At 64.6% G+C, this 17,017-nt stretch carries 17 protein-coding genes; 9 read left to right on the top strand and 8 right to left on the bottom strand.

Going from position 1 to position 17,017, the window contains the following annotated elements:
• Positions 1-6: 6 nt before the first annotated feature.
• A complete protein-coding gene (locus tag NKH17_RS01315) occupies positions 7-741 on the bottom strand; it encodes a 16S rRNA (uracil(1498)-N(3))-methyltransferase (protein ID WP_254819393.1) in 735 nt (244 codons plus the stop codon).
• A gap of 31 nt (positions 742-772) precedes the next feature.
• The gene (locus tag NKH17_RS01310) at positions 773-1,435 is read right to left on the bottom strand and encodes a hypothetical protein (RefSeq protein WP_254819309.1); all 663 of its coding nucleotides are present in this window, start codon (positions 1,433-1,435) and stop codon (positions 773-775) included.
• Positions 1,436-1,509: 74 nt separating this feature from the next.
• Here NKH17_RS01310 and NKH17_RS01305 point away from each other — a divergent pair, with 74 nt between their 5' ends.
• Together NKH17_RS01305 and NKH17_RS01300 are read left to right on the top strand one after the other, a co-directional pair.
• Complete coding sequence (locus NKH17_RS01305; RefSeq protein ID WP_352898021.1) at positions 1,510-2,208, top strand: type 1 glutamine amidotransferase; 699 nt, start codon at positions 1,510-1,512, stop codon at positions 2,206-2,208.
• A gap of 296 nt (positions 2,209-2,504) precedes the next feature.
• Positions 2,505-2,636: a hypothetical protein gene (locus tag NKH17_RS01300; RefSeq protein ID WP_280952144.1), complete on the top strand. Its 132-nt coding sequence runs from the start codon at positions 2,505-2,507 to the stop codon at positions 2,634-2,636.
• A gap of 28 nt (positions 2,637-2,664) precedes the next feature.
• Here NKH17_RS01300 and NKH17_RS01295 read toward each other — a convergent pair whose 3' ends face one another.
• From NKH17_RS01295 to NKH17_RS01285, 3 genes are read right to left on the bottom strand one after another with little or no spacing between them, the layout of a single operon-like run.
• Positions 2,665-3,435 (bottom strand): metallophosphoesterase, encoded by a 771-nt coding sequence (locus tag NKH17_RS01295; protein WP_352898094.1) that lies wholly within the window; start codon positions 3,433-3,435, stop codon positions 2,665-2,667.
• Positions 3,436-3,472: 37 nt separating this feature from the next.
• Complete coding sequence (locus NKH17_RS01290) at positions 3,473-4,609, bottom strand: alpha-hydroxy acid oxidase (RefSeq protein WP_254819311.1); 1,137 nt, start codon at positions 4,607-4,609, stop codon at positions 3,473-3,475.
• Positions 4,610-4,663: 54 nt separating this feature from the next.
• On the bottom strand, positions 4,664-5,467 hold the full coding sequence (locus NKH17_RS01285; RefSeq protein ID WP_254819312.1) for a FadR/GntR family transcriptional regulator: 804 nt from the start codon (positions 5,465-5,467) through the stop codon (positions 4,664-4,666).
• A gap of 301 nt (positions 5,468-5,768) precedes the next feature.
• Here NKH17_RS01285 and NKH17_RS01280 point away from each other — a divergent pair, with 301 nt between their 5' ends.
• The 5 genes from NKH17_RS01280 (at position 5,769) to glcF (ending at position 11,995) form a co-directional block, all read left to right on the top strand.
• A complete protein-coding gene (locus NKH17_RS01280) occupies positions 5,769-7,103 on the top strand; it encodes a DUF3422 family protein (protein ID WP_352898018.1) in 1,335 nt (444 codons plus the stop codon).
• Positions 7,104-7,239: 136 nt separating this feature from the next.
• Positions 7,240-8,736 carry an FAD-linked oxidase C-terminal domain-containing protein gene (locus NKH17_RS01275; RefSeq protein ID WP_352898015.1) on the top strand — a complete coding sequence of 499 codons (1,497 nt, stop codon included), beginning with the start codon at positions 7,240-7,242 and terminating at the stop codon, positions 8,734-8,736.
• A gap of 222 nt (positions 8,737-8,958) precedes the next feature.
• Entirely contained in the window at positions 8,959-10,215 is a 1,257-nt protein-coding gene (locus tag NKH17_RS01270; protein WP_352898012.1) for an FAD-binding protein, read from the top strand.
• Positions 10,212-10,595, top strand: coding sequence for a DUF4870 family protein (locus tag NKH17_RS01265; protein WP_352806154.1), 384 nt, complete (start codon positions 10,212-10,214; stop codon positions 10,593-10,595). The genes NKH17_RS01270 and NKH17_RS01265 overlap by 4 nt, the downstream gene beginning before the upstream one ends.
• 68 nt (positions 10,596-10,663) lie before the next feature.
• Positions 10,664-11,995, top strand: a complete 1,332-nt coding sequence (glcF, locus tag NKH17_RS01260) for a glycolate oxidase subunit GlcF (protein WP_352898009.1) — start codon at positions 10,664-10,666, stop codon at positions 11,993-11,995.
• A gap of 12 nt (positions 11,996-12,007) precedes the next feature.
• Here the strand turns inward: glcF and NKH17_RS01255 are convergent, their stop codons facing one another.
• Positions 12,008-12,928, bottom strand: coding sequence for a bifunctional 5,10-methylenetetrahydrofolate dehydrogenase/5,10-methenyltetrahydrofolate cyclohydrolase (locus tag NKH17_RS01255; protein ID WP_352506893.1), 921 nt, complete (start codon positions 12,926-12,928; stop codon positions 12,008-12,010).
• Between the two features lie 268 nt (positions 12,929-13,196).
• The gene (locus NKH17_RS01250) at positions 13,197-13,931 is read right to left on the bottom strand and encodes a L,D-transpeptidase (protein ID WP_352898007.1); all 735 of its coding nucleotides are present in this window, start codon (positions 13,929-13,931) and stop codon (positions 13,197-13,199) included.
• 222 nt (positions 13,932-14,153) lie between these two features.
• Here NKH17_RS01250 and NKH17_RS01245 point away from each other — a divergent pair, with 222 nt between their 5' ends.
• Entirely contained in the window at positions 14,154-14,789 is a 636-nt protein-coding gene (locus tag NKH17_RS01245) for a DNA-3-methyladenine glycosylase I (protein WP_352506891.1), read from the top strand.
• A 4-nt stretch (positions 14,790-14,793) separates the two neighbouring features.
• On the opposite strand, the gene NKH17_RS01240 is transcribed toward NKH17_RS01245, so the two are convergent.
• The gene (locus NKH17_RS01240) at positions 14,794-15,048 is read right to left on the bottom strand and encodes a hypothetical protein (RefSeq protein ID WP_352475820.1); all 255 of its coding nucleotides are present in this window, start codon (positions 15,046-15,048) and stop codon (positions 14,794-14,796) included.
• A gap of 228 nt (positions 15,049-15,276) precedes the next feature.
• On the opposite strand from NKH17_RS01240, the gene hisS reads away from it, so the two are divergent.
• Entirely contained in the window at positions 15,277-16,839 is a 1,563-nt protein-coding gene (hisS, locus tag NKH17_RS01235) for a histidine--tRNA ligase (protein WP_352898004.1), read from the top strand.
• Positions 16,840-17,017 lie beyond the last annotated feature (178 nt).

Here is a 17,017-nt window from a genome sequence, read left to right as displayed (position 1 = left end):
AATTGATCACCAATCGCCGATTGTCGCCTGGATCAGCGCCAGTGCCGCCACTGCCGCCGTATCCGCTCGCAGGATGCGCGGCCCGAGCGGAATGGCGGTAACGAAGGGCAGCGCTCTCAGCATCCTGCGCTCCTCGTCGGAAAAGCCCCCCTCAGGCCCGACCAGCAGACCGAGCTTTCTCTCCCGCACCGCCTGCAATGCCGGCAGGGGATTGTTGGTCGATGCATCCTCGTCGCAGAAGATCAGCCGCCGCTCGCGGTCCCAGCCCGCCAGCAGGCGCTCGAATTTTTCCGCTTCCCGCAGTTCCGGCACCGCCAATATGCCGCATTGCTCGGCCGCCTCGACGACATTGGCGCGCAGGCGCTCGATACCGGGTTTTGCCACTTGCGTGTGCTGGGTGATGACCGGCTGCAGGATGCCGGCGCCCATCTCCACCGCCTTTTGCACGAGGTAGTCGAGCCGCCCTTGCTTCAGCGGCGCGAAGCAATAGACGAGATCGGGCAGCGGCGGCTGCGGCCGCTGCAACTCCATCGCCTTCAGGCGCAACGCCTTCTTCGATTTCGCGGCGATTGCCGCCGACCATTCGCCGTCGCGCCCGTTGAAGACCAGAACCTCGGCGCCTTCGCCGAGCCGCAGCACATGCGAGAGATAATGGCTCTGCTGCTGGCCGACGTCGAACTCGATATCCGGTCCAAGTTCGTCCGGCACGAATAGCCGCTGCATCTTGTAATTGGCGCGCATCGCCGAGGAATGGGCGAGGCCGTCGCCGGCGTCAAGCCTCCGCGCTGGCGTGCCAGACAGGTCTGTAGCCACGCTTCAGCACGGAAACAGTTGTCGCCGGCGTGAGCATGCCGATTGGACCGTGGGTAAAATCGCCGAATCCCACCGGATCGCCATAGCCGCCGAAACTCCAGGGCAGCGCGGCGCCGTCAAACAGGGCGTACGCCCTGTTTCCTGACGAGATCATCGAGCCGTCCGGCAAGTCCGCAAGCGCCTCCGGTTTCAGTCGCGGCGCCCGCCCGCCCGATGCCAGGCGCTCCTTGTGCAGGCGCTTGTCGAGCTGCGGCGCGCGTGGCTCGGCAAGGCCGAAGGCGTCGCCGAAGCGCTGGACAAAATCCCTGGCCCGCTCGCGCCGGCAGAAGAAGCAGGGCCGGTGCCCGGCGGCAAGTGCCGTCACCTCGTCGAGGAAAAACAGCTCGGTCCAGCCGGCCTTGCCGCCCAATTGGTCGTCGCTTTGCCGGTTGCGCCCCATCGGCTCGCGCCGCACGTCGCCGTATTCGCAGACACAGATGATCCAGGCTTGCAGCGCCCAGCGCTTCTTCAACAGCGTTCTCGTCTCGGGGTCGTGAATGATGCCGCGATTGCCCATGAACAGGCCGCGCTCCGGCACGGCATGGATGGCGCCGAACGGGTCGACCCGGTTTTGCAGTGGCATAGGCGTTCCCTGTTGGCTGCAATGCTGACGCCATGATATCGCTCGCTGCATCAATTTCATGTCAGCAGGTTTCGATGCGGGTCTTGGTCGTCCAGAACTTCGACAATGAGGGCCTTGGCCAGATCGGCGCGGCGCTTGTCGAGGCGGGGGCCGATATCGACCTGCGCCGGCCGTATCGCGGCGACGCGCTGCCGCAAGATAGCGGCTGGCATGACGCCATGGTGGTGCTCGGCGGCGCCCAGAATGCGCTCGACGACGAGCTCTGCCCTTATTTCCCGGGTCTGCTCGATCTGACACGCGACTTTGCCGACAGGGACCGCGCGGTGCTCGGCATCTGCCTCGGCAGCCAATTGGTTGCGCGCGCCTTTGGCGGCGAGAACCAGATAGGCGGTGCCTCGGAGTTCGGCTGGCACCAGGTCGCGCTCACCGCGGCGGCGCAGGCCGATCCGGTGCTCGCCGCCTTGCCTGAAAAATTCCCGATCTTCCAATGGCACGACGACACCTTTGTCTTGCCCGAGACTGCCGTGCGGCTGGCCCGCAATGCCGTCGCCGAGAACCAGGCGTTCCGCATCGGCCGCGCCATCTACGGCTTCCAGTTCCATTTCGAGGCCGACAGTCCGATGGTGCGCGACTGGAGCACCTCCTTCGCACCGCTGATCGCCGAGCGGCATCCCGATTGGGCCGTCCTGCTCGACGATGAAATGGCCCGCAACGGACCGCAAGCCGATGCCGCCGGCCTGGCCATCGCCCGCGCCTGGGTGGCGACCATCTGACGGCTCATACAGCCAACGTATTTGGCGACGTTGCATATTTGGCACGCGGCGGCAAATCCGCCGGGGATAACGCGTTTCATCCTTGGCCTGTGTCAGTCCGCCAGCCTAAAAGGCGCCCGCTCTGCATCTTGCGTGCAACCGCGATGAACCTTTCCTGTGACCCGCGCGACACACCGCCGATACAGAACATGCCTAGAAGCGCGAAACCGTCAGACATTTGCGACGTATTTCGCGTTTCAACGCATTGGTAACCCGCTCGTGCATAGATGCAGAAAGCTCAACAAGAGATGACGTCCGTGAAAGCAGCCTTTTTGTCCTTTGCCATGTTGTCGGCTATCGTCTTGTGCGGTCTCGGCATTTATTCCGCCGACGCGGCCAACAACCACAATGCCGTCGACGGCTACGGCGTCACCGCCGCGCTTCGCTAGACCCTCTGCACATAACCTCACGCCTTACCTACGCCCGCTCACCCTTCACCGTCAGGATCCGTTTCTCCGCGCCGTCCACGACGAGCGCGGTGAGGTTTCCTGAGTGCCAGGCGAGGGTGTCGACATTGACGCGGTTGCCGGTGATCTCGGGCTTGGCCACCGGCGTATGGCCGTGCACCACGATCTTGGGATGAAGGCCGGTGTGGTCGTGGAAGACCTCGCGGATCCAGATCAGGTCCTGCGGGCTCTGGCTTTCCAGCGCAATGCCGGGCCGGATGCCGGCATGACAGAAGAAGAAGTCGCCGAATGTCACTGAAAAGGCCAGCGAGCGCAGGAACTCGACATGGTTCTGCGGCACCGCCTCGACCAGTGCGGCGTGCCCTTGCCGCAATGCCGCATCGGCGCGGCCAAACCAGGCGCTGCTGCCACCGAGCGACACACCATAGGATAGCGCCGTCTGGATGCCGCCATAGCGCATGAACAGGCCGTCCGGATCGGGGACATCGAGAAAATCGAGGAAGCCGAGATCATGATTTCCGGCCAGCATCAGGTGACGTGGATCGCGTTTTTGCGCGTCGATCAGGAAATCGATGACGCCTTTGGAGTCCGGACCCCGGTCGACATAGTCGCCGAGATGGATCACGCGCCAATCGGCAATGGGCTTCCTCTCCAGCTCGCCCTCGATCCGGCGGTGCATGGCGGTCAGCAGGTCAAGCCGACCGTGCACATCGCCGATCGCATAGAGGCGCATACCTTCCGGTCCGCGCGCTTCGAAAAAATTAATGCCGGGCTCCGTCAATGCCTGCGTCGCCTCCGTGGTCATGCCGTCACGGACTTTAGCGCCGGAGCTGATCCTTGCCCATGTCGGTGACCAGACGCTTTCCGCACAGTGCCAGCGTTATGTCCATCTCCTTGCGGATGATTTCCAGCGCCTTGGTAACCCCTTCCTTGCCGAGTGCGCCGAGGCCGTACAGGAAAGGCCGTCCGATATAGGTGCCCTTGGCGCCGAGGCACAATGCTTTGAGCACGTCCTGGCCGGAACGGATGCCGCCGTCCATGTGCACCTCGATCGTGTCGCCGACGGCGTCGGCGATCTCTTCCAGCGCCATGATCGACGACGAGGCGCCGTCGAGCTGGCGGCCGCCATGGTTGGAAACGATGATCGCGTCGGCGCCCGTCCTGGCCGCCATCAGCGCGTCTTCCTTGTCGAGTATGCCTTTCAGGATCAGCTTGCCGCCCCAGCGCTCCTTGATCCAGGCGACGTCCTTCCACGACAGATGCGGATCGAACTGCTCCTTCGTCCAGGACGACAGCGAGGCGAGGTCGCCGACGCCTTTGGCATGGCCGACGATGTTGCGGAAGCTTCGGCGCTTGGTCCCGGCCATGCCGACGCACCAGCGCGGCCTTGTCGCCATCTGCCAGATGTGCTTCGGCGTCATTCGCGGCGGCGCCGAAAGCCCGTTGCGGATATCCTTGTGGCGCTGACCGAGGATCTGCAGGTCGAGCGTCAACACCAGTGCCGAACATTTCGCCGCTTTTGCGCGGTCGATCAAATCGAAGACGAAGTCCTTGTCGCGCAGCACATAGAGCTGGAACCAGAACGGCTTCCTGGTCACCGACGCGACATCCTCGATCGAGCAGATGCTCATTGTCGACAGCGTGAACGGCACACCGAACTCCTCCGCCGCCTGCGCGGCCAGCATCTCGCCGTCCGGGTGCTGCATGCCGGTCATGCCGGTCGGCGCCAGCGCCACCGGCATCGTCACTTTCTCGCCGATCATGGTCGATTCCAGCGAGCGGTTGTCCATGTCGACAAGCACGCGCTGGCGGAACTTGATCTTCTGGAAATCCTCTTCGTTGGCGCGGTAGGTGCTTTCGGTCCAGGCGCCGGAATCGGCGTAGTCGAAGAACATCTTCGGCACGCGGCGGCGCGCCAGGTCCTTGAGGTCGGCGATGGTGAGAATGCTGCTCATGGATCTTTTTCCGCTGGTTCTTCGCTGGTTCGTCGTTGGATTTTCTGGGCGGGCCTACGGCTGTTTTCTTGCCGCCTCACCGTCACCGGGCTCGGAGCGTTGCCTGAGCCTCAGCCGCGACACGCGCTGCCAGTCGCCGCTGCGCTCGGCCTCGGCCATCGATCGTTCGACGTAGGAGATGTGGTCCATCGCCGCCTGCCGCGCCGCAGCCGGATCGCCGGCCTTGACCGCCGCATAGATTGCCCGGTGCTGCGAAAGCAGCGCCTCGCGCGCGCCCGGCACGTTGAACACCAGCCGCCGGTTCTGGAACACGCCTTCCGACAGCAGCCGATAACAGGAGCGCAGCGTGTGCAGCAGGATGATGTTGTGCGCGCATTCGCAGATCGCGTGATGGAACTCGATGTCGATTTCCGCCTCGTCGTCGAAATTGGCGGTCCGGTGCGCCTCGTCCATGCGCGCCATGATGCGGTCGAGCAGCGCCAGATCGTCCGATGTGGCACGCCGCGCCGCATATTCGGCAGCCACCGCCTCGATCTCGCGGCGGTACTCCAGATAGTCGGTCACCGCCTTGCGATGCATCGAGATCAGGTCGGTCACCGGCTTGGTGAACAGCTGGCCGATGACATCGGCGACATGGGTGCCGCCGCCTGGCCGTGTCGTCAACAGCCCGCGCCCTTCCAAGGCTTTCAAGGCATCGCGCAGGATCGGCCGCGACACCTCGAACTGCCGCGCCAGCTCGCGCTCGCCCGGCAGCCGGTCGCCGGTGCGCAACACGCCTTCGAGGATCAGGCTCTCGATCTGCTGCACCACCTCGTCGGCGGTGCGCGAATGCTCGATCCGGGAGAAAATGTCGCTCAAACGGGGTGCCTGGGGGTTGAACCGAAGTCGCGCAAGATAAAGCCAGCGTCGCCAACTGGTCAAATTATTTATCCAATTCGCCGGGGCCGGGCCCGTTCACTGCCGCGGCTTCATATCAGCGTAAGCTAAACTGGCCGTTTGCGTCCTCTGGAGATTGCCTCTAGAGCAATTCCAGGAAAAGTGTGAAACGGTTTTCCGTCCGGAATTGCGCAGAATCAAAGAGATGGAGTGGTTCGGCGTTTCCGTGAACAAGAGAGACATGATTGCCAAAAAGGGCTCAGAGAAGCCCGGGGGACCAGCCGTGCCAGACGCCGACCCGTCCAACCTCGAATTCCAGCTGCGCGCCAAAGCCGTGGGCGGCAGCGTCATGGGCTTTCCGGCGCATGAAGGGCGGCCGGGCGCGCTCGGCGAGGTCCACGCCCGGCCGCATCCGCTGGTCGAAAAGCCGCGCGTGCTGGTGCAGCTTTCCTTCATGACCGAAGCTGGATCCGGCGTCGATCAGGCCGTGCTTTCCGAATTGTCGCGACGCCTCGGCATCGCCGCGCCCGACCCCCACGCCCGCCACCACGCGATGAAATGGGGCAAGGGCTCGCTGCGCTGGGAACGGCATACGGAGTTCTCGACCTACCTCTGGGAAGGACCGCTCGCCGAAAACGGCAGAGGGCAAGAAGACACACCCTTCGGCAACGGGTTTTCGCCGCCGGGAACGGTGATTTCCGGCATCAGGCTGGAAATCCGCAAATGGACGCCGGCGAACGAGAGGCTGATCGCCGGCTTCGACCCGACCAGCCTGTGCTACTCGCTGGTCGAGCGCGGCAACGCGGCCATCGTCACCGATTTCCGCCAGGATGGCGACGGCTTGACCCGCATGCTGATGCTCGACCGCGGCCTGACCCCGGCGCGCACCGGGGCACTGTCACAGCGGCTGATCGACATCGAGACTTATCGCACGTTGGCCATGCTTGGGCTGCCGCTGGCGCTGACGCTGTCCGGTCGCGCCCGCCGCATCGAAGACAGGCTGGCTCAGACCACGCTGGAAATGAAGGTCGCCGAGACCCGCGACAGCCAGACGCTACTTGCCGACTTGACCGAACTGGCTGCCGAGCTGGAGGCCGATGCCGCCTCCAGCCTCTACCGCTTCGGCGCCAGCCGCGCCTATGATGGCATCGTGCGCGAACGGCTGGAGGCGCTCGACGAAGAGGCGGTGCCCGGCTACGACACCTGGGGTGGTTTTCTGCAGCGCCGCGTGGCGCCGGCGATGCGTACCTGCCGTTCGGTCGAGGAGCGTCAGGCCAACCTGTCGACGAAGCTCACCCGTGCCACCACGCTGCTGCGCACCTGGGTCGACGTCGAGGTCGAGAAGCAGAACCGCGATCTCTTGGCATCGATGAACAATCGTGCCCGCCTGCAATTGCGGCTGCAGCAGACGGTGGAGGGCCTCTCGGTCGCCGCCGTCTCCTACTATGTCGTCGGCCTCATCGGCTACGTCGCCAAGGGCGCCTCGATCTTCGGCCATGCCTTTGCGCCGGAAATGGTCACCGCCGCCTCGGTGCCGCCCGCCGTCGTGCTCGTCTGGTGGGGCGTGCGCCGCGTCCGCCGCATGCACTCCGAACCAGGCAAGCAGCCCGGCGAGTAGTGAAGGGCAGAGCGGCAGATTGCCGCTGCGGAAGGCTGTCCCGGCCATAGGCCTCCCATCCCGGCCAAAGCGGCATTTGCAACCGACTGCCGTCGCTGGTAAAAGATTTTTACCAGTCGATCGAAGGAGGCTGTCGATGTCCGGTCTTGCGATGCCGAAACCAGACGACGCCACGCTGCGCCGGCGCGATGAGATCGTCGCCGATATGCGCATCGTCGTGCCGGGCGAGGGCGTCGTCGACGCAGCCAATGCGATGCGCGCCTTCGAGAGCGACGGGCTCACCGCCTACCGGCAATTGCCGCTGGTCGTGGTGCTGCCGCAAACCGTGGCGCAGGTCTCGCGCGTGCTGAAATATTGCAGTGACCGCAATATCCGCGTCGTCCCACGCGGCTCCGGCACCTCGCTCTCCGGCGGGGCGCTGCCGCTGGAAGACGCGGTGCTGCTGGTGATGAGCCGCTTCAACCGCATCCTCGAGATCGATTTTCAGAACCGCGTCGTCGTCGCCCAGCCCGGCGTCACCAATCTCGGCATCACCACCGCCGTCGAGCGGGAGGGCTTCTATTACGCCCCCGATCCATCCTCACAGATCGCCTGCTCGATCGGCGGCAATGTCGCGGAGAATTCCGGCGGCGTGCACTGCCTGAAATACGGCCTAACCGCCAACAATGTGCTCGGCATCGAGATGGTGCTGATGAATGGCGAGGTGGTGCGCCTCGGCGGCAGCCATCTCGACGCGGAAGGCTACGACCTGCTCGGCGTGATGACCGGCTCCGAAGGACTGCTCGGCGTCGTCACCGAGGTCACCGTGCGCATCCTGAAGAAGCCGGAGACGGCGCGTGCCCTGCTGATCGGTTTCCCGACCAGCGAGCAGGCCGGCCGATGCGTCGCCGACATCATCGGCGCCGGCATCATCCCGGGCGGCATGGAGATGATGGACCGTCCGGCCATCCACGCCGCAGAGGATTTCGTTCAGGCCGGCTATCCCCTGGATGTCGAGGCGCTGCTGATCGTCGAGCTGGACGGGCCGGGTGTCGAGGTCGATCACCTGATCGGCCTGGTCGAAGCCATCGCCTATAGGAACGGCTCGACCACATGCCGCATTTCGCAATCGGAGCAGGAGCGGCTGAGTTTCTGGGCCGGCCGCAAGGCGGCTTTCCCGGCGGTCGGCCGCATCTCGCCCGACTATTACTGCATGGACGGCACGATACCGCGCAAGGAACTGCCACGCGTGCTCGCCGGCATGCGCGAACTGTCGGAGAAATACGGGCTCGGCGTCGCCAATGTCTTCCACGCAGGCGACGGCAATCTGCACCCGCTCATCCTCTACGACGCCAACGTGCCGGGCGAACTCGAGAAGGCGGAGAGTTTCGGCGCCGACATATTGCGGCTCTGCGTCAAGGTCGGCGGCGTGCTGACCGGCGAGCACGGGGTCGGCGTCGAGAAGCGCGACCTGATGCCGGAAATGTTCAACCAGATCGACCTCGACCAGCAGATGCGCGTCAAATGCGCCTTCGACCCCAACCATCTGCTCAACCCGGGCAAGGTGTTTCCGCAGCTGAGGCGATGCGCCGAACTCGGGCGGATGCACGTGCATCGCGGGCAAGTGGCGTTTCCGGACATTCCGAGGTTTTGAGGGTATGTTGGCGCTCGGACACCCCCCTCTGTCCTGCCGGACATCTCCCCCGCAAGGGGGGAGATTGGCTGCTTCAACGTCCTGCTCGCCGTCAAGCGTTGATGGTTGGCGAAAGCCTAAGCGACATCCGATCTCCCCCCTTGCGGGGGAGATGTCCGGCAGGACAGAGGGGGGTGGGAAGGATCGCGGCCTCTCGTCATTTACGACTGGTGGTTCTGCCGCATGACCACCTTCACCCCGACCACATCAGCGGAAACCCTCTCCACCGTCGCCTGGGCCGCAGCGGAAGACTCGCCGCTCGAAATCCTCGGTCACGGCTCCAAGCGCGGCATCGGCCGGCCGCAGCAGAGCGAGCATACGCTCGACCTTTCCAAACTCTCCGGCGTCACGCTCTACGAGCCGGCCGAGCTGGTGCTGTCGGCGAAGGCCGGGACGCCGCTGGCCGAGATCGAAAGCCTGCTTGCCGAAAACGGCCAGCAACTGGCCTTCGAACCGATGGATTACGGCCCGCTGCTCGGCGGCGAGCCGGGACGAGGCACCATCGGCGGCGTGCTTGCCGCGAACCTTTCCGGCCCGCGCCGGCTGAAGGCCGGTGCTGCGCGCGACCACATTCTCGGCATATCTGCCGTTTCCGGGCGCGGCGAGGCCTTCAAGTCCGGCGGCCGCGTGGTCAAGAACGTCACCGGCTATGATCTGTCCAAGCTGATGGCCAACAGCTGGGGCACGCTGGCGGTGTTCACCGACGTCACTTTCAAGGTGCTGCCTGCCGCCGAGACCGAAGTCACGCTCGCCATCCGCGGCCTGCTCGACGATCATGCCGTCGCCGCCATGGCGCTGGCGCTTGGTTCCAGCGCGGAAGTGTCGAGCGCTGCCCATCTTCCCGAACGGGTCGCAGCTAGGGTCGCTGACGGCAGTCTCGGCAGCGATGCGGCGACGCTGCTGCGCATCGAGGGCTTCGGCCCGTCGGTCGCTTACCGCATTGCCGCGCTGAAAGACCTGCTGAAAGACGCTGGGCCGCTGCAGGAGATTTCCGGTTCGGTCTCGTATTCGGTCTGGCGTGACATCCGCGACTGCGCGCCGTTCGCCGATGGCGGCGGAAGGCCTGTGTGGCGCGTCTCGATGGCGCCGTCACAGGGCCACCAGATGGTGCTGGCGCTGCGCATGCAGGCCGCGGTCGATGCCTTCTACGATTGGCAGGGCGGGCTGATCTGGCTGCGCATGCAGCAGGACGATCCCGAGGCCGGCCTGTTGCGCGGCCTCGTCAGAAGACATGGTGGCGGCCATGCGACGCTGGTGCGCGCAACCCCCTCGCACCGCGCTGCCGTTCCCATGTTCGAACCGCAAGCGCCGCAACTGGCAGCACTGTCGGCGCGGCTGAAGGCCGAATTCGACCCGAAGAATATCCTCAATCCCGGCCGTATGGCGCCGGGCGCAGGCTCTGCTACTCTCGCCGCGGCAACCGAGGGAGGAGCACAATGAGCGATCCAGGCCAAAACGGTACGTCACGCCAGACCGACCGCTGGCTGGAGCCCGGTCCGACCAATGCGCTGGTCATCTACATCCTCTATCTCGCCGGCCTTGTCATCGGCGTCAGCGGCATTGTCGGCATCGTCCTGGCCTATATCAACCGCGGCAAGGCCGGCGGCTTCGTCGAGAGCCATTACACATTCCTGATCCGCACCTTCTGGATCGGCCTGCTCTATGCGCTGATCTCGGCGCTGCTGATGATCGTTGTCATCGGTGTCGTGCTGATTTTCGCCGTCGCCGTCTGGTTCATCGCCCGCTGCATTCTCGGCCTGCAGGCGCTGCAGCGCGGCGAAGCGGTCAAGAACCCGGAAAGCTGGTTTCTGGGATTATGAGCGTGATCCCCAAAAGTGGGTACCGGTTTTGGGAAAAGATCATGCTCAAACGGTAAGGATTTGTTTACGTGCAGACCAATTTCTCAGCTGCCCAGCTCGCCGATCCGCATGTCGCGGAATCGGAGAAGATCCTGCGCAAATGCGTGCATTGCGGCTTCTGCACGGCCACCTGCCCGACCTATGTGACGCTCGGCAACGAGCTGGATTCGCCGCGCGGCCGGATTTACCTGATCAAGGACATGCTGGAAAATGGCCGGCCGGCCGACAAGGAGATCGTCACCCATATCGACCGCTGCCTGTCCTGCCTTGCCTGCATGACCACCTGCCCGTCGGGCGTCAACTACATGCATCTGGTCGATCACGCCCGCGCCCACATCGAGGAGACCTACAAGCGTCCGCTGGCCGATCGTCTGACCCGCGCCATGCTGGCCTTCGTGCTGCCTTATCCCTCGCGTTTCCGCGCGGCGCTCAAGCTGGCGAAGGTCGGCCAGCCATTCGCCGGCCTGTTTGAGAAAATCCATGCCTTGAGGCCTCTGGGCGCCATGCTCAAGCTCGCACCGACGTCGGTCCCGGCAGTCTCGCCGATGGCCTCGCCGGGCGTCCATGCGGGGCAGGGCCCGAAGAAAAATGGCCGCGTCGCCATCCTCACCGGCTGCGCGCAATCCGTACTCGATCCCGGTATCAACGACACGGCGATTTCGCTGCTGACCCGGCTTGGCGTCGAGGTCGTAGTACCGGAAGGCGAAGGTTGCTGCGGCGCGCTGGTGCATCACATGGGCCGCGAAGCGGCTGCCCTGGCGTCAGCCAGGCAGAATGTCGATGCCTGGACGCGCGCCATCGAGCAAGGCGGGCTCGATGCCATCGTCATCACCGCGTCAGGCTGTGGCACCACGATCAAGGATTACGGCTTCATGATGCGCCTCGATCCGGCCTATGCCGGCAAGGCGGCGCGCGTCTCGGCGCTGGCCAAGGACATAACCGAATACCTCGTGAGCCTCGACCTGCCCGAGCCGGTGGTTAAGCCGGGCACCGTCGTCGCCTATCACTCGGCCTGCTCGATGCAGCACGGCCAGAAGATCACCCGCCAGCCGAAGGAGCTTCTGGTCCGTGCCGGCTTTGTCGTGCGCGAGCCGCGCGAAGGGCATTTGTGCTGCGGTTCTGCCGGCACCTACAACATCCTGCAGCCCGGCATTTCGGCGACGCTGCGCGACCGCAAGGTCAGGAATATCGAGGCGACCGGCGCTGACATCGTCGCCACCGGCAATATCGGCTGCATCACCCAGATCGCCTCTGCCGCGAAGCTGCCGGTGGTCCATACGATAAAGCTGCTCGACTGGGCCTATGGTGGGCCGAAGCCCGAAGGCGTTCGCGAAGAGAGGGCGGCTATCGCGGCCGAGTGATCCGCCAGTCGTCTACTCGGCCGCCAGCCTGTCCGCCGTGCCGTAGGTTGCCTGGTAGCGTGCGCGCTGGCGACTGAGCGCCACCATGGTGTTGCGCAGCAGGATCGCCACGGTGATCGGGCCGACGCCGCCCGGCACCGGCGTGATCCACGACGCGACATGCCTGACGCTCTCGGCATCGACGTCGCCGACGATGCGGCTCTCGCCGTCCGGCCCGATCTCCGAATTGATGCCGATATCGATGACGGCCGCACCCGGCTTGACCATGTCGGCCTTGATCAGCCGCGGCTTGCCGACGGCGACGAACAGCGCGTCGGCGCGGCGTGCGTGTGCCGCCACCGAGCGCGTCATGTGATGGCAGACCGTCACCGTCGCGCCTTCGCTCATCAAAAGGAAAGCGATCGGCTTGCCGACGATCTCGGAATGGCCGACGACCACCACTTCGAGCCCCTTCAGGTCGAGGCCGGTTTCCTTGAGCAGTTCGACCGAGGCAGCCGCCGTGCAGGGCGCCAGATCGAGCTGGTTGTAGACGATGTTGCCGATCGAGGCCGGATGCATGCCTTCGACGTCCTTGAGCGGATGCACCGCCGCCTGCAGCGTCTTTATCGGGATGTGCACCGGCACCGGTCGCTGGATGATGATGCCGGTGACGCGCGGGTCGGCGTTGAGGCCGTGGATCGCCGCTTCGAGTTCGCCGGCAGTGATGTCGGCGCGAAAGCGCCTTTCCTCGAAGCCGATGCCGGCAAGCCCCGCCTTGGCGCGCTGGTTTCGGACATAGACGTCGACCGCCGCTGTGTCGCCGACGGTGATCGACACCAGCTTGGGCGGAAAGCCTTCGGCGGTGGCGATCGCCGCGTCCTCGCGCACGCCGGCGATGATGCGTTGGGCAACCGGGCCGCCTCGGAGATAGCGGCTGTCGTCGGAGAGGGTCATCGAGATAGGGCCTTTGTCTGGAACTTTAGCCGCCACATAGCAAAGCAACCGCGAAAAGGCAGTGCGAAAAACGAACCGCCATGCCCGTCGCGCGACGTGCCGGCGAAATCTTCCCGTCAATTCTTGCTGGCGTTGGCGGAAACAAAAAGGGCAGCACGGCTTGCCGCGCTGCCCTTTCGTGACTGGCCGCATCCCCACACGGCCCGTCCCCCGTTATTCAATACTCCCGAGGCTTCTGAGCAGAATCATCGGTGAGGTCAACCGCAGATTACATCACTACAACCGTCGTGCCAACATTGACCCGCTCGTAAAGGTCGACCACGTCCTCGTTGCGCATGCGGATGCAGCCCGACGACACCGCGCCGCCGATCGTCCAGGGCTGATTGGTGCCGTGGATACGGTACTCGGTCGAGCCGAGATAGAGCGCGCGTGCGCCGAGCGGGTTTTCCATGCCGCCGGCGAGATAGGTCGGCAGATAACGGCCCTTGGCGGCCTCGCGGGCGATCATCACCGCCGGCGGCCGCCAGTCCGGCCAGACGCGCTTGTTGGTGATCTTGTGGGTGCCGGACCATTCGAAGCCCGGCTTGCCGGTGCCGACGCCATAACGCCGCGCCTTGCCGTTCTTCTCGACCAGATAGAGGAAATTCTCTCGCGTATCGATGACGATCGTGCCCGGCTTCTGCGGGCCGTCATAGGCGACTTCCTGCGGCAGATAGATCGGGTCGATCTGCGGCCGCATGATCATGCGCTTGGCCGGTGCCTGCACCGCAGCGGTGCGCAGCTGATCCGGTTCGGCCTGGCGCCGGTAGCGCCGTTGCGGCTGCGCCTCTTGCCGGCTCTGCCGCACGATGCCCGGCGCATGGCCGAGCTGCAGCACCCAGGGCGCCGAAAGGTCGGGGCTGACCACCACCGGCGGCCTCTCGGCATAGCGGTCGTTGGCATTCGCGGCACCGGCGGCAAGCACGGCCGCGGCGCCGAACAGTGGGAACAAGAATATCTTCATCGCAACGCACCTTGATCGTCGAACATGCCGGGGTGCAAAGCCTCCCCGATTTCGCCGACATTGGGCGCGAAGCGGCAACCGAAACATGAATCGGAATGCGTAAAATGCCGATCTGTCAGTAAAGCTTTTGGTGTGGTTACCGCCCGGTTCAGGAATCTGGTAAAGCCGCGGTAAAGGCCGCGTCAAAACGCGTTAACGCCAGGACAAGAACGGAATTCCTCCATGGACGAAAAGACAGGTCTGCTTGCCGGTCCCGACGGCGTCGCCCGCTGCTTCTGGCACGGCAACCTGCCGGATTATCTGCACTACCACGACCACGAATGGGGCCGGCCGGTCGCCGACGATCGCCGCCTGTTCGAGAAGATCTGCCTCGAGGGTTTCCAGTCGGGCCTGTCCTGGCTGACCATATTGCGCAAGCGCGACAATTTTCGCGAGGCCTTCGCCGGCTTCGATGTCGACAAGATCGCCGCCTTCACCGACGCCGATGTCGAGCGCCTGCTCGGCAATGCCGGCATCATCCGCCATCGCGGCAAGATCGTGTCGACCATCAACAACGCCAAACGCGCCCGCGAGCTCATCGACGAGGCCGGCTCGCTGGCGGCATGGTTCTGGAAGTTCGAGCCAGGACCGGACGAGCGGCCCGAGATCGTCGATCTCGCCCATCTGCGCGCCAACCCGACGACGGCCGTCTCGGTCCGCATTTCGAAAGAACTGAAGAAGCGCGGCTGGAGCTTTGTCGGCCCGACCACCGTCTACGCCTTCATGCAGGCGATGGGGCTAGTCAACGACCATCTCGAGGGCTGCGTCTGCCGCGAGCCGGTCGAGGCGGAGCGGAAAGCCTTCAAGCGGCCGAAATAGCGGCTCAGGCGCCGCCGGCGCCGGCGAGGAAAAACCCGGCGAGGATGGCCGCCAGCGCGGCGAACACCGGATAGATCACCAGCAGGCCGGTTATCAGCACGTCGCGCATGGTCGGCCCGTTGCGCTGTTGCGCCGCGATCTCGAACGGTCCCGCGAATTGCTTCGTCGCCTTCGGCGCATGATTGTCGGCCGGCCGCAGCCGGACCGAGGCGTCGCGTGCGCCGCTATCGATGATGTCGAACTTCTGTAGCGTGGCCATGGGCCCGAACCCCTTGTTTCGGCGCGCTTATCGGCCCGGATTGTGTCTGCACGATGCCGCGCGCATGGCGCAATTGTTTCAGCTTCTTTTTCTTGCCTTCTCCCACAAGGGGGAAGGAGAAGCGCAAACCCTTGCCGCTCCCGGCTGCATCGGTTAGGACACCGGCGCCGTAGAAATCGGTTATTTAGCCGATCCCCGGAACGCCACGAAACACCGAGTACCCATCCCATGGCCGACAAATCCGAAAAGATGAAAGCGCGGCTGCCGCGCGGCTTTGTCGACCGCGGCGCCGCCGACCTGCGCGCCGTCGAGAAGATGATGGCGACGATCCGCTCGGTCTTCGAGCTCTACGGTTTCGAGCCGGTCGACCAGCCGCTCATCGAATATACCGACGCGCTCGGCAAATTTTTGCCAGACCAGGACCGGCCGAACTCGGGCGTGTTCTCGTTCCAGGACGACGACGACCAGTGGCTGTCGCTGCGCTACGATTTGACCGCGCCGATGGCGCGCTTCGTCGCCGAGAATTACGAGCGCCTGCCGAAACCCTATCGCAGCTATCGCTCCGGCTGGGTGTTCCGCAACGAGAAGCCCGGTCCCGGCCGCTTCCGCCAGTTCATGCAGTTCGACGCCGATACCGTGGGCACCCCGGGCGTTGCGGCCGATGCCGAGATGGCGATGATGATGGCGGACGTGATGGAGGCGCTGGGCATCAAGCGCGGCGACTACGTCATCCGTGTCAACAACCGAAAAGTGCTCGACGGCGTGCTGGAGGCGATCGGCCTCGGCGGTGACGAAAATGCCGGGCGCCGGTTGACGGTGCTGCGGGCGATCGACAAGCTGGACAAGCTCGGCGTCGAGGGCGTGCGCCTGCTTTTGGGCGCCGGGCGCAAGGACGAGAGCGGTGATTTCACCAAGGGCGCCGGGCTGGACAATACGCAAATCGACGTTGTCATCAGCTATTTCACAGTCATGGCGCAGCATGATCCCGAAAAAATTGTCCAGACACTGGCATCCATCAACCCCGGTCTCAGCAATCTTATCGAGGAAAGGAAACTCGAACATCTGGGCATCACGAACGCCTCGTTTGTTGAGGGTCTTGCAGAGTTGGAGCAGATAAGAACCATGGTCGCACAAAGCGGCTACGGTGAGGATCGCATTCGCATCGACCCCTCCGTCGTGCGTGGCCTCGAATATTACACCGGCCCGGTCTACGAGGCCGAGCTGCTGGCCGAGATCCCCAATGAGGACGGCCAGATCGTGCGCTTCGGTTCGGTTGGCGGCGGCGGACGTTATGACGGTCTCGTCTCGCGCTTCCGTGGCGAGCCGGTGCCGGCGACAGGTTTTTCCATCGGCGTCTCACGGCTGATGACGGCGCTGAAGAACCTGGGCAAGCTCGATACTTCCGATGTCATCGCGCCGGTCGTCGTGCTGACCATGGACAAGGATACGGAAAGCCTCGGCCGCTACCAGAAGATGGTGGCCGAGCTGCGCGCCGCCCGCATCCGCTCGGAAATGTATCTCGGCGGCGCCGGCATGAAGGCGCAGCTGAAATACGCCGACCGCCGCGGCAGCCCCGTCGCTGTCATCCAGGGCGGCGACGAGCGCGCCAAGGGCGAGGTGCAGATCAAGGACCTGATCGAGGGCGCCCGCATGTCGGCCGAGATCGCCGATAACGCCGAATGGCGCGCCGCACGGCCGGCGCAGGTGACGGTGGCGGAGAGTGAACTGGTTGCCGAAGTGAAGAAGATACTTGCGGCGCAGGCGGCTGACCGCGCGAAGGGTGGCGCGTGAACACCCCCCTCTGGCCTGCCGGCCATCTCCCCCGCAAGGGGGGAGATTGGATGTCGCGCCTGCTTTCGCCAATCTCCGGCGTTGGAGAAAAGGTGCCGGGGCCCAAGCTGCCGATCTCCCCCCTTGCGGGGGAGATGTCCGGCAGGACAGAGGGGGGTGCCTCGCGCCCAACCGATCA

It is taken from the genome of Mesorhizobium sp. M1334, assembly GCF_040317995.1.
GTDB lineage: Bacteria > Pseudomonadota > Alphaproteobacteria > Rhizobiales > Rhizobiaceae > Mesorhizobium.
This window is presented reverse-complemented; position numbering and strand designations above follow the sequence as displayed.